Raw genomic sequence first — 10734 nt, 5'->3', positions numbered from 1 at the left:
GACCGCTGCCGCACCGCCGGCATCGAGATCCGGGCCGCGAGCGGCCTGACCCCATTCGACGTTCACGACGGCGGGTTCGATGGCATCGGCATCGCAATTGCAGGCAGCGGCGACGCGGCGCGTCAGCGTGCCGAATTCCATGGTTTTCAGGAAGCCTACCAGTTTCGGGCCGTCCTGCGGCTCCAGCACCAGCGCGTCGAGATCAAGGTCCAAGGGCACATCGAGACGCAGCGAGACGAGCCGGCGCGAAAGGCGGGCGAGATCGGCATTGGCGACGATGTTTTCGCGGCGCTTCACCTGCTTGATTTCGCCGGCGCGGGCGAGCAGCGTGTCGAGATCGCCGAATTCCTCGAGAAGCTGGGCTGCCGTCTTCGGGCCGATGCCCGGAATGCCCGGCACGTTGTCAACCGAATCGCCGACCATCGCCTGCAGGTCGATCATCTTCTCCGGCGGCACGCCCCATTTCTCGATGACGTCGGGAACGCCGATCTGCTTGTCCTTCATGCTGTCATACATATGGACGTTCGGCGTCACCAACTGCATCAGGTCCTTGTCGGACGAGACGATCGTCACATCGGCGCCGGTCGCCTCCGCCTGGCGGGCGTAGGTCGCGATGATGTCGTCCGCTTCGAAACCTTCGGTCTCGATGCAGGGCAGGTTGAATGCGCGGGTCGCCTGGCGGATCAGGCCGAATTGCGGGATCAGCTCTTCCGGCGGCGCCGAACGGTTCGCCTTGTAGGCGTCGTATAGGTCCTTGCGGAAGGTTCTGGCGGAATAGTCGAAAATGACGGCGAAATGGCTGGGCGTCACGCCGACCGAGGTGTCGCGCGCGTCGGTCAGCAGCTTCCACAACATGTTGCAGAAGCCGGAGACGGCGCCGACCGGCAGGCCGTCGGATTTGCGGGTGAGCGGCGGCAACGCGTGGAAGGCGCGGAAAATGAAGCCGGAACCGTCGATAAGGAAAAGATGATCGCCTTTTTTCATGGCGCAAGGAATAGCGTGGGGCATTTGATCCGTCCACGAAAACTTCGCTGCCGCGAAGCCTCCCGCCCTCACCGGAACGTTACCGATTTGTAATATGCTTTCTCTTGAAAAGCCCGTCGCGGTTCCACATTTCCTTGTTACCGGCGATTGATCACGCCGCAGTCTGGCAGCCGGCCTGTCCCCCGCCGCACCCAGACCGGACAAAGGCCTATCCCCCTCTCCGGGCCTTTGTCCCTCCATCAGAACCGCCACGGCTGTCCCCTCCCTGCCGTGGCGGTTTTTTATTGCCCTTTTGCAGGAAAGACTTGTCATTTTGCCCATCTTCGCACAGGCTTGGCGAAAGCATGGCGTGCGATATATCTGGTAGATAACGCTCGCAAACGGGCTCGTTCAGGGAGGGATGAAGACCAGCCATGGGATTCGACCGCTCGCATTCGGCGACATACCTGGCGGGCCAACTCGCCAAAGGCTTTGCGCGCTCCTTGCAGAAGCGGGCCATGGTGCTTGGCTTTTCTCCCGGGCAGTTTCCTGTCCTGCTCGAACTCTGGCAGGAAGACGGGCTCACACAGAAGCAGCTCCTCGACAAGCTGGAAGTCGAACAGGCAACACTCGCCAATACGCTCGCCCGCATGGAGCGCGATGGGCTGATCCAGCGCACCCCTCATCCGAACGACCGGCGAGCGCAGATCATCACCCTCACCCCGCTCGGCCGCGAGCTGGAAATCCAGGCCGTCGAAGCCGCTTCCGAGGCGGATGCAGCGCTATTTTCAGGCTTCCGCCGCTTCGAGCGCGAGCTGATGATCGAATATATGCGGATGATCGTCGAGAACGCCCGCAAGGTTTGACTGAGGCCGCGCCTTTCGTCAGACCTCGCCGTTAGGGGCAGCAGGCGCTGGTTCCGGCTGACGGTGCGCAGCAGGAAACAGCCTTGCGGGTTTCCTCCGCCAGCCAGCGGTCGCGCGGTTTGCAACTCGCCGGGCGGGCGGCCAGTTCCACATGCAATGCCCCGCCCTTTAGGACCGGCGTCGAAGCGCAATAAAGCTGCATCGGCCGGATCCCGTCGCTGACTTCGAACGTCAATTTGGCGGTGCCCTCGATCTTCACGTGTTCGGAGAACTTACGGATGATCGCCGAAAACTTGTCCGCCGTCATATGGGTGCGGTCGCCTTCCTCGATGTCCCAGAGCTGCACGAAAATTTCCGACCAGGCCTCCGGGTTGGCACCACAGTCGAGCGCCGAGAACTGTCCCGCCTTGACCTCGGTGACATGGTAGCCCGGCTTTACCGGCCGGCCATCGTAGTGAAACACCAGCGGCTGGTCGCTGGCACCCGCCAATGTGTCGAGCAGGAAACCCAGGCTGATGTCGTCCTGCAGAACCGGCTTGTCTATCGCGTTCATTTCGGCTACTCCATATTTCAACTATTCAAGGATTGTTGAAATATGGATGAACGTCAAGCCCTCGCGTCATTCGGAGCACTCTCGCAGGATACCCGCCTGCAGATTGTCCGGATGCTGGTTGTTGCCGGACCCTCCGGCATGGCGGCCGGCACGATCGCCGAGCAATTGGATGTATCGCCATCGAACGTCTCCTTCCATCTCAAGGAGCTGGACCGGGCCGGGCTGATCTCCCAGCAGCGGGAATCCCGCTCGATTATCTATTCCGCCAATTACGAAGCGCTCGGCGGCCTCGTCCGCTTCCTGATGGAAGACTGCTGCGCCGGGCATCCGGAAATCTGCGCGCCAGCCGCCGAGGTGGCCGCCTGCTGTACCCCTGCACCTGCCGCGTTGGAGGGCTGACGGCCATGTTCGACCTACCCCGCAGACTGACGGCCGAAGCCCTCGGCACCGCCCTGCTGGTCGCCACCGTGGTCGGTTCCGGCATCATGGCCGACCGGCTCTCAGTGGATATGGGGGTTTCGCTGCTCGGCAATACTCTTCCGACCGGCGCGATTCTCGTTGTCCTGATCACCCTGCTCGGGCCGATTTCCGGAGCGCATTTCAATCCGGCAGTGACAATGGTGTTCGCCTTGAGACGCGAGATCGATGCCCGCTCGGCGCTCTTCTATCTCGCCGCGCAATTCGCAGGCGGCGTCGCGGGAACTATCCTGGCGCATGCGATGTTCGATCTGCCGCTGCTGCAGGTGTCCGCCACGGTCCGGACAGGACCGGGCCAATGGCTCGCCGAGGTGGTCGCCACGTTCGGCCTCATCCTCACGATCCTCGCCGGAATCCGGTTCCGTTCCGAGGCTATCCCGTGGCTGGTCGGCCTCTATATCACCGCTGCCTACTGGTTCACCGCCTCGACTTCCTTTGCCAATCCGGCCGTCGCCCTGGCGCGATCGCTTACCGATACCTTTGCCGGAATCCGGCCGGATGATCTTGCCGGCTTCATCCTGGCCGAGATCGTCGGCGCCCTCGTGGCCCTGCTGCTGGCCGGCTGGCTGCTGTCGGAGACGAAACCCCTCCCCCAACCGCTCGGACACATGAAGGGCGCAGAATGACCATGAACGTCACCATCTATCACAATCCGGATTGCGGCACTTCGCGCAACACGCTGGCCATGATCCGCAATGCCGGCATCGAGCCGACCGTGATCGAATATCTGAAAACACCGCCGACGCGCGACGAACTCGTCCGGATGATCGCGGATGCAGGTCTCACCGTGCGGCAGGCGATCCGCGAGAAGGGCACGCCTTATGCGGAGTTCGGTCTCAACGATCCAGTCCTTTCCGATGATCGGTTGCTGGATGCGATGCTGAAGGATCCGATCCTGATCAACCGCCCATTCGTCATCACGCCCTTGGGCACGCGCCTGGCGCGACCGTCGGAGGCCGTGCTCGATATCCTGCCGGATACTCACCAGGGTCCGTTCGCCAAGGAAGACGGCGAACAGGTGCTGGACGCCGAGGGCAAGCGCGTTGTCTGAACGCATGCCCGTTGCCGCCGTCGTCGCACTCGGCGTCACGCAGATCATCGGGTATGGCACCCTCTATTACAGTTTCAGCATCCTTGCACCGGATATGGCGGCGCATTTCTCGTGGTCCAGCGAATGGATCTTCGGGGCGCTTTCTGCCGCGCTTCTGATCGGCGGGCTCAGCGCTCCATGGCTCGGCGCGCTGTTCGACCGGATCGGCGCCGGTCGCGTCATGACCGTCGGCTCTGCCGCGGCCGCGGCCGCATTGGTTGCCTGCGCCATGGCGCCCGGCAAGGCCACCTTTGTCGCGGCGCTGATCGCGATCGAGGTGGCTGCCAATCTCGTACAATATGGCGCCGCCTTCGCCCTCTTGGTGCAACTTCGGCCACAGGTCGCGCAACGGAGCATCACCTATCTCACCCTGATCGCCGGATTCGCCTCGACGATCTTCTGGCCGATCACCGCCGCGCTGCATGCCTATCTCTCCTGGCAGCACGTCTATCTCGTCTTTGCGGCGCTCAATCTGCTGGTCTGCCTGCCGCTGCATGCCTGGCTGTCTCATGGAGCCGCGCGACGAAAGACGGCGACTTCTGCCCTCCCCACCCGGACCGAGGGCATTTTGACGCCCGACCTGCGGTTCACCGGCTTTACGCTGATGGTCGCCGGGTTCTCGCTGCAGTCGCTGGTGAGCTCCGCCGTGCTCGTCCATATGGTGCCGCTGCTCTCCGGCCTTGGTCTCGGCACGAGTGCTGCGCTGGTCGGCACATTGTTCGGCCCCTCCCAGGTGCTTAGCCGGCTTATCAACATGACGTTCGGCCGGAACCTGCAACCCCTTCGCCTCGCGCTGATTGCGGCGGCGCTGCTGCCGGCCGGCGTTGTCGTTCTTGTCCTCACGGCGCCATCGGTACCCGGAGCGATGCTGTTTGCGGTCATCTTCGGCATGGGTAACGGACTTTTGAGCATCGTGACGGGTACCCTTCCGCTGACGCTGTTCGGCAGTGACGGCTACGGCAAACTGCAGGGCAAGATGATGTCGGCCCGGTTGATCGTCTCGGCGATTGCCCCCTTCGTCCTGGCGCTTTCCATGCAGCGGCTGGGTTTTATCTGGTCGCTTTCGATCACGGCGGCGCTTGGCGCTCTTGCCGTCCTCGCCTTCCGCGCCATCGATGGGCTCGTCCGGAACGGAACGCGCTTCGGCTAGGACGCCCATCCCGCGTGCCATGGACGTCTTTGCCATTGTCTCTTCCACCCCGGACTTGCTAACAAGGTCGGGCATCCGAAACGATGGGCCGCTTCTCGCCTCCTGGGCTCAAGGGTCTCGCACTTCAAAGACAGGATTCCCCATGACCGATCTTTCCTCCGTCCTCGACCGCGCCGACCGCAATCTTCCCGAAAGCCTCGAGCGCCTGTTCGGCCTCGTCCGCATCAAGTCGATTTCCACCGACCCCGCCTTCAAGCCGGATTGCCGCAAGGCTGCCGAGTGGCTGGTGGCCGAACTCAAGGATCTCGGCTTCGAGGCCTCGGTTCGTGATACGACCGGCCATCCGATGGTTGTCGGCCATCATCCGGGCGCCAGCGCCGACGCGTCGCATGTGTTGTTCTACGGCCATTACGACGTCCAGCCAATCGATCCGATCGAGCTCTGGGAGGATGATCCCTTCGATCCCAAGGTCAAGGAACTCGGGCCTGGCCGCAAGGTGGTGACGGGCCGCGGCGTTGCCGACGACAAGGGCCAGTTGATGACCTTCGTCGAAGCCTGCCGCGCCTATAAGGATGTGCATGGCTCGCTGCCGGTGCGCGTCACCATTCTCTTCGAAGGCGAGGAAGAATCCGGCTCGCCGTCGCTCAAACCCTTCCTTGATGCCAATGCTGCCGAGTTGAAGGCCGATTATGCGCTGGTCTGCGATACCGGCATGTGGGACGCCGATACGCCGGCGATTACCGCGTCGCTGCGCGGCCTGGTGGGCGAGGAAATCATCGTCACCGCCGCCAATCGCGACCTGCATTCCGGCATGTATGGAGGTGCAGCCGCAAACCCGATCCAGATTCTGTCGAAGATCCTCGCCGGACTGCATGACGATACCGGCCGCGTGACGCTCGAAGGCTTTTATGACGGCATCGAGGAGACGCCATCCAACATCAAGGCGGCCTGGGCAAGCCTGGTCGCCGGGCGCGACGATTTCCTCGGCGAGGTGGGGCTGTCGGAACTGGCCGGCGAGAAGGGCCGATCGCTGCTCGAACTCATCTGGGCACGGCCGACCTGCGAATTCAACGGCATCAGCGGCGGTTACGAAGGCCAGGGCTTCAAGACGGTCATCGCCTCGAAGGCATCGGCCAAGGTCTCCTGCCGTCTCGTCGGCGGCCAGGACCCGGAGAAGATCCGCGAAAGTTTTCGCGCCTATGTGCGCTCGAAAATCCCTGCCGATTGCTCGGTGGAATTCCTGAAGCACGGCGGCTCGCCGGCGATCCAGCTCGGCTACGACTCGCCGGTGCTCACCAAGGCGAAGACTGCGCTTTCGGAAGAGTGGCCTAAGCCGGCACTGCTCGTCGGCGTCGGTGGCTCGATCCCGATCGTCGGCGATTTCCAGAAGACGCTCGGCATGGAATCGCTGCTGGTCGGTTTCGGCCTCAGCGACGACCGCATCCACTCGCCGAATGAGAAGTACGACCTGCGCTCCTTCCACAAGGGCATCCGCTCCTGGGCGCGCATCATCGCGGCGCTGGCTGCCTGAAGTTGACGCTTAAAACCGAAAAGGCCCGACGCGTCTTCGCGTCGGGCCCTTAAAAACAAAAAGGCCGGGCAAGCCCGACCTTTCCACTCCCATTCACCGGTGCCAGTACATCCGTGGTCACTCTAAATGGGACAAGCATTTCCGACGCGGCCGCTTTCGACCTTTCCAGATCACCACGGCTCTAGCGGTCATCGTCTCTCGGTGAGGTAAACATTCCGTTAACGCGGATATGGAAACTGCCTCAAGACGGCACGGTCGCCCGTATTTGCCGTAACACACATGGTCGCTGAAGCTCTTTGGAGCCCGACCATGCGGGTGCGTCGGAAACGCTATTGTACCCTAAATGGGAGCTGGGATTTCCGTTTACAAGGGGCTTCAATTTAGAATTATTCCAGATAATAAAACCTAGCTTCCCAAAAGCAGAAAGGCCGGACGAGCCGGCCTTTCGCAATCTTAAAGACCTGAAGTCTTCAGCAGATCATGCGCCCTGGAGGCGGTCTGCGGAAACCTTGCCCGAACGCTTGTCGCTGACGAGTTCGTAGGAGATCTTCTGACCATCCTTGAGCTGGCCGAGTCCGGCGCGCTCAACGGCAGAGATGTGAACGAATACGTCCTGCGAACCGTCGTCAGGCTGAATGAAGCCGTAGCCCTTGGTTGCGTTGAACCACTTTACAGTACCGGTAGCCATAACGATGCCTTTCCCTTGCAAATATGACCGACTATTCCACGCTCGAGCGCTTGGAACGTTGAAGTTTCGTATTTGAAGAGAGATCGTCGCAAACGCCGTGAGGCGCATAGTGCTGGCTATCAAACAAATATCGATGGCGAACCAAATAGGGTCTTCGCGCAAAAAGGTCAAGATCGGGAAAATTCAGGCTTGCCTTAAAAAGCGAAATCGCCAGCGATTTCAAGGCATATAAAACAGAAAACCCGGCGCGGGAGGAGGTGCGCCGGGTTTCTGAAACTGACCAACAACTGGGAGGAGGAGGTGTTGTCGGTCCCATCAAGGGCGCTGGGAGGAGGAGTGCGCCCGTCGATGAATTGAACATACAGGATCGAAGCTCAAAAAACAGTCACGATATCGCACTGCAGCATTGCAATTCTCGCATAGCTTCATTGTTTTCTTGCGGCGGGCGTGATCCTGCGCCAATTTTGCGGACATGAGCCTCGAATCCGTCCGCGCCTTCTTCGCCGCCAACGCCCCCGACATCCACGTCATCATTACCGAGGAAAGCTCGGCGACCGTACCGCTTGCCGCTGCCGCGCACGGCGTGGCGCCCGAACAGATCGCCAAGACGATCTGCGTGCGCGCCGGCGAAACTACCGCGCTGGTGGTCATGTCAGGAACCAGCCGTCTCGACAATCGCAAGTTCCGGGATCGGTTCGGCGCAAAGCCGCGCATGCTCGGCGGCGACGAGGTCGTGGCGATCACCGGGCATCCGGTCGGCGGCGTATGCCCGTTCGGCCTGCCTTCGCCGATGCCGATCTATTGCGACATATCGCTTCAAAAGTTTCCGGAAGTCGTGCCCGCGGCCGGCGCCGTCAATGCCGCGGTGCGTATCAGCCCCGACCGGATGGCGGACCTGACCGCAGCGACCTGGGTCGATGTCGGTCAGGATCCGGTTTCGGATGGCAGCGTCGCCTAAAGGCGGCTGCTCAGATAGCGGTCATACCAGGCATGTTTGCTGTCGGCAGAAGCGGTGGCCACCACATAGCCGATCGCAAAACCGATGGCACCGATCAGGGTGAACAGTGTCGTGGTGGCGGCAGGGTGTTCGCGGATGGTGCCGGCAACCGAGCTTGCTTCATTCTGGACGTAATGCGCAGCATTGCCAGCACGCTCGGCGACCCGGCCATAGGCAGCGCCGGTCTTTTCGGCGAGCATCTCGCGCAGATTGGCGATCTCGGAACGAAGCGTCGCAATCTCGGCCTTGACGTTTTCGCTGGGCTCGTGATCGAAAGAGGGCGTATCCGACTTCGCGGGTGTATTCAGGTTTCTGATGGGCTCTGCCATTACCGGCCTCCTTGAGTTGATCGAGAGACCGTTCAACTGTCGAAGAACTGATAGGTTCCTCTTTTAGGCGGGAGGCTACCGGCTTTTCGCCAGCGCTTCGGCCAGCGCCGCGAGCTTTTGCTTGTCGTCCGACCCTTTTTGAAGGGAGTTCACCAGGATGAGTGCAAGCGCCTCCGCATCGGGGCTCGCCTTGTCGATCTGGTGTTCGGCACAAGCCTGGTCAAAGACCTGCTGCAGCAGGCTGAGCTGCTCGGGATTGACCGGATTTCGAACCATCTGTGTAGGCATATAACCCTCCCGATCATACGGTGCCCGACCGGCGGACCACTCCCCTCCCCCATTCAGCAATGGCGGCCGGAGAAAATTACCAGCGGCCTTTTATTGCGACAGTCTTGCGCCGGCCTTGTCGGCGCCCGGGGAAAAAGGTCTGCAAGCCACAGGAGAGGGGATTTTGAGCCTTGGCTAATAAATTGACAATAACAATAATAGAGGGGTGTAATATAAGGGTGGACCCGTACGGGTTACTACCTATACGGGTCCGTCGCGAGCGTCCGCGGGCTGGGCAGAGGGTTCGGCCCGGTTATGCCATGCCGGCCGGATCGCCGGTCGGCAGGAGTGCGGGATCAAGCGTCGGATCCTGCGGGTTCTTGCTGTCGCCGGGATCCTGCGCCGGCGTCAATGGCGGCTTTTCCTGGGTGCGATCGGGAACTCCGCCCGCCGGCGTCGGCCCGCGCGGCTGAGGGCTCGGAGTCGGGATAGGGTCTCGATTGGGCATGATGGTCTCCTTTCTTGTCAGGAAACCAACGACTGAGGCCCGCCACTGTTCCAGGAGCGGATAGGATTCTGAGGAAAACCTCACTCACCTCTGGCGATACCAGCGCCGGTCGCGGGACGCGGACGACATGCCGAGCATGTAGCCGACCGCCAAGCCGAGCAGGCCGACGACGGCAATTGCCGAACCGGTAGCCGCCGGATGATCGACGGCATGAGCGCCGACCATACCCGCCTCGTCCTTGACACGATGAACAGCAGATTTCGTACGAACGCTAACGCCTGCCTCTTCGGCGACGTCGCCTGTAAAGCCGGCAGCGAGAGGTTTTTTAGCCATCAGAGTCTCCTTTTCGGAAACAACACCAAGCGGAACGCGAGGCTCCGTTGCTCGATCTATCCGAGAGGGCGGGTCTCTATCTGAAGCAAAATGAAAACCCGCACCGGCGGGGAGCCGGCGCGGGCAAAACGATTATTCGGTGGCTTTAGCCTGTCCTTCGGACTGCTTCAGCACGGCAGCTTCCTCGCGCGGATCCATTTTCGGAGCCGCAATGCTTGCCGTGGTGACTTCCTTGTCCACCTTGGCGGAAGCCGTGACGTTGTGGCCGGCGCATTCCGCAAGAGCTGCGGTTGACGACAGGCCGAGCACGGCGGCGATGACGAGAATTGTCTTCATGCCATTCTCCTTTCGCTGTGGTTGCGGGCGTAAAATACCCCGCAGAGTCATAAACCCGAAATCACGAATTCGCGTTTCGGGTCGTCTCAAACTGCCGGCTTTTCGCCGTCCGCCGCGATTACATCAGCTTCGAAAGGGTTTCGCGATTGACGAAAATATCAGTCTTTCCGGCTTCATAAGCGGGGTGGCTGAACTCCACCATTCCCCTTTCAGGCATTTCAAGCGCCTGCTTGACGGTGACCAGCCCGACCGGGACACGCTGGTCGCCATTCCGGACGACTGCCTCGACGACTTTCTGCATATCCTCCCCTCCTCCAAGGTGGAATCCGTCGTAACGCGGATCTTGCCTCCTTGTTCCATCAGGAATCGGATTTTTTTAAGGTTGGATGCGGTATTGGGGGGCTTTTGTAACATAGGCCAACGCCCGGCCATCCAGGGCGTTACGGCTTTTCAATGAAGGTCCAGCGGCAGCTGGATGCCCTTGGGAATATTCGGGCGTCGCTGGTTGGCGATCTGTATCTTCTGGAACGTCTCGCGGCGGCGTTGCGCTTCAGCCTCGCGCAGAGCCCTAGAGGCCGCGACTGCAGCCATTGCGCGTTCGATCACCTGTTCGGTTCTGCTCATCAGTACCTCCACATGTTCTCTG

Annotated in this window: 17 protein-coding genes; 7 read left to right on the top strand and 10 right to left on the bottom strand. The window is 61.2% G+C overall.

What is annotated here, in order from left to right; translation table 11 throughout:
- Positions 1-984: 5'-3' exonuclease H3TH domain-containing protein (locus MOV63_RS23800; RefSeq protein ID WP_309500847.1), on the bottom strand; the 984-nt coding region annotated here is incomplete at its 3' end.
- Between the two features lie 413 nt (positions 985-1397).
- On the opposite strand from MOV63_RS23800, the gene MOV63_RS23795 reads away from it, so the two are divergent.
- Positions 1398-1829: a MarR family winged helix-turn-helix transcriptional regulator gene (locus MOV63_RS23795; protein WP_038548012.1), complete on the top strand. Its 432-nt coding sequence runs from the start codon at positions 1398-1400 to the stop codon at positions 1827-1829.
- 31 nt (positions 1830-1860) lie between these two features.
- On the opposite strand, the gene MOV63_RS23790 is transcribed toward MOV63_RS23795, so the two are convergent.
- Positions 1861-2382, bottom strand: a complete 522-nt coding sequence (locus MOV63_RS23790) for a DUF6428 family protein (RefSeq protein WP_247037516.1) — start codon at positions 2380-2382, stop codon at positions 1861-1863.
- Between the two features lie 42 nt (positions 2383-2424).
- On the opposite strand from MOV63_RS23790, the gene MOV63_RS23785 reads away from it, so the two are divergent.
- The 5 genes from MOV63_RS23785 (at position 2425) to MOV63_RS23765 (ending at position 6630) form a co-directional block, all read left to right on the top strand.
- Positions 2425-2781 carry a helix-turn-helix transcriptional regulator gene (locus MOV63_RS23785; protein ID WP_038548005.1) on the top strand — a complete coding sequence of 119 codons (357 nt, stop codon included), beginning with the start codon at positions 2425-2427 and terminating at the stop codon, positions 2779-2781.
- A 5-nt stretch (positions 2782-2786) separates the two neighbouring features.
- Complete coding sequence (locus MOV63_RS23780; protein WP_247037515.1) at positions 2787-3485, top strand: MIP/aquaporin family protein; 699 nt, start codon at positions 2787-2789, stop codon at positions 3483-3485.
- 2 nt (positions 3486-3487) lie between these two features.
- Complete coding sequence (arsC, locus tag MOV63_RS23775) at positions 3488-3910, top strand: arsenate reductase (glutaredoxin) (protein ID WP_247037543.1); 423 nt, start codon at positions 3488-3490, stop codon at positions 3908-3910.
- Positions 3911-3914: 4 nt separating this feature from the next.
- A complete protein-coding gene (arsK, locus tag MOV63_RS23770; RefSeq protein ID WP_247037535.1) occupies positions 3915-5099 on the top strand; it encodes an arsenite efflux MFS transporter ArsK in 1185 nt (394 codons plus the stop codon).
- A 142-nt stretch (positions 5100-5241) separates the two neighbouring features.
- Positions 5242-6630 (top strand): M20/M25/M40 family metallo-hydrolase, encoded by a 1389-nt coding sequence (locus tag MOV63_RS23765; RefSeq protein ID WP_247037507.1) that lies wholly within the window; start codon positions 5242-5244, stop codon positions 6628-6630.
- Between the two features lie 478 nt (positions 6631-7108).
- Here the strand turns inward: MOV63_RS23765 and MOV63_RS23760 are convergent, their stop codons facing one another.
- Positions 7109-7318, bottom strand: coding sequence for a cold-shock protein (locus MOV63_RS23760; RefSeq protein ID WP_007754264.1), 210 nt, complete (start codon positions 7316-7318; stop codon positions 7109-7111).
- A 472-nt stretch (positions 7319-7790) separates the two neighbouring features.
- Between MOV63_RS23760 and MOV63_RS23755 the strand changes: the two genes are divergently transcribed.
- Entirely contained in the window at positions 7791-8276 is a 486-nt protein-coding gene (locus MOV63_RS23755) for a YbaK/EbsC family protein (RefSeq protein ID WP_247037505.1), read from the top strand.
- Here the strand turns inward: MOV63_RS23755 and MOV63_RS23750 are convergent.
- The 7 genes from MOV63_RS23750 to MOV63_RS23720 form a co-directional block, all read right to left on the bottom strand.
- Entirely contained in the window at positions 8273-8644 is a 372-nt protein-coding gene (locus MOV63_RS23750) for a hypothetical protein (protein WP_247037503.1), read from the bottom strand. The two genes, MOV63_RS23755 and MOV63_RS23750, sit on opposite strands and share 4 nt — an antisense overlap.
- 75 nt (positions 8645-8719) lie before the next feature.
- Positions 8720-8932, bottom strand: coding sequence for a hypothetical protein (locus MOV63_RS23745; protein ID WP_247037501.1), 213 nt, complete (start codon positions 8930-8932; stop codon positions 8720-8722).
- A 292-nt stretch (positions 8933-9224) separates the two neighbouring features.
- Positions 9225-9419, bottom strand: coding sequence for a hypothetical protein (locus tag MOV63_RS23740; RefSeq protein ID WP_038549933.1), 195 nt, complete (start codon positions 9417-9419; stop codon positions 9225-9227).
- 84 nt (positions 9420-9503) lie between these two features.
- Positions 9504-9752 carry a hypothetical protein gene (locus MOV63_RS23735; RefSeq protein ID WP_247037499.1) on the bottom strand — a complete coding sequence of 83 codons (249 nt, stop codon included), beginning with the start codon at positions 9750-9752 and terminating at the stop codon, positions 9504-9506.
- A gap of 132 nt (positions 9753-9884) precedes the next feature.
- Complete coding sequence (locus MOV63_RS23730) at positions 9885-10088, bottom strand: hypothetical protein (protein WP_038547984.1); 204 nt, start codon at positions 10086-10088, stop codon at positions 9885-9887.
- 118 nt (positions 10089-10206) lie between these two features.
- Positions 10207-10389: a hypothetical protein gene (locus tag MOV63_RS23725; protein WP_038547982.1), complete on the bottom strand. Its 183-nt coding sequence runs from the start codon at positions 10387-10389 to the stop codon at positions 10207-10209.
- A gap of 149 nt (positions 10390-10538) precedes the next feature.
- Positions 10539-10712, bottom strand: a complete 174-nt coding sequence (locus tag MOV63_RS23720; RefSeq protein ID WP_173426763.1) for a hypothetical protein — start codon at positions 10710-10712, stop codon at positions 10539-10541.
- Between the last annotated feature and the right edge of the window lie 22 nt (positions 10713-10734).

The organism is Neorhizobium sp. SHOUNA12A, assembly GCF_023006505.1.
Taxonomy (GTDB): domain Bacteria; phylum Pseudomonadota; class Alphaproteobacteria; order Rhizobiales; family Rhizobiaceae; genus Neorhizobium.
This window is presented reverse-complemented; position numbering and strand designations above follow the sequence as displayed.

Bases quoted from the DNA above. Each gene is read 5' to 3' on its own strand.
- arsC (WP_247037543.1), top strand. From the start codon at position 3,488: ATGAACGTCACCATCTATCACAATCCGGATTGCGGCACTTCGCGCAAC.
- MOV63_RS23735 (WP_247037499.1), bottom strand. From the start codon at position 9,752: ATGGCTAAAAAACCTCTCGCTGCCGGCTTTACAGGCGACGTCGCCGAA.
- MOV63_RS23720 (WP_173426763.1), bottom strand. From the start codon at position 10,712: ATGAGCAGAACCGAACAGGTGATCGAACGCGCAATGGCTGCAGTCGCG.
- MOV63_RS23785 (WP_038548005.1), top strand. From the start codon at position 2,425: ATGGATGAACGTCAAGCCCTCGCGTCATTCGGAGCACTCTCGCAGGAT.
- arsK (WP_247037535.1), top strand. From the start codon at position 3,915: ATGCCCGTTGCCGCCGTCGTCGCACTCGGCGTCACGCAGATCATCGGG.
- MOV63_RS23780 (WP_247037515.1), top strand. From the start codon at position 2,787: ATGTTCGACCTACCCCGCAGACTGACGGCCGAAGCCCTCGGCACCGCC.
- MOV63_RS23760 (WP_007754264.1), bottom strand. From the start codon at position 7,318: ATGGCTACCGGTACTGTAAAGTGGTTCAACGCAACCAAGGGCTACGGC.
- MOV63_RS23790 (WP_247037516.1), bottom strand. From the start codon at position 2,382: ATGAACGCGATAGACAAGCCGGTTCTGCAGGACGACATCAGCCTGGGT.
- MOV63_RS23725 (WP_038547982.1), bottom strand. From the start codon at position 10,389: ATGCAGAAAGTCGTCGAGGCAGTCGTCCGGAATGGCGACCAGCGTGTC.
- MOV63_RS23765 (WP_247037507.1), top strand. From the start codon at position 5,242: ATGACCGATCTTTCCTCCGTCCTCGACCGCGCCGACCGCAATCTTCCC.
- MOV63_RS23755 (WP_247037505.1), top strand. From the start codon at position 7,791: ATGAGCCTCGAATCCGTCCGCGCCTTCTTCGCCGCCAACGCCCCCGAC.
- MOV63_RS23730 (WP_038547984.1), bottom strand. From the start codon at position 10,088: ATGAAGACAATTCTCGTCATCGCCGCCGTGCTCGGCCTGTCGTCAACC.
- MOV63_RS23745 (WP_247037501.1), bottom strand. From the start codon at position 8,932: ATGCCTACACAGATGGTTCGAAATCCGGTCAATCCCGAGCAGCTCAGC.
- MOV63_RS23740 (WP_038549933.1), bottom strand. From the start codon at position 9,419: ATGCCCAATCGAGACCCTATCCCGACTCCGAGCCCTCAGCCGCGCGGG.
- MOV63_RS23795 (WP_038548012.1), top strand. From the start codon at position 1,398: ATGGGATTCGACCGCTCGCATTCGGCGACATACCTGGCGGGCCAACTC.
- MOV63_RS23750 (WP_247037503.1), bottom strand. From the start codon at position 8,644: ATGGCAGAGCCCATCAGAAACCTGAATACACCCGCGAAGTCGGATACG.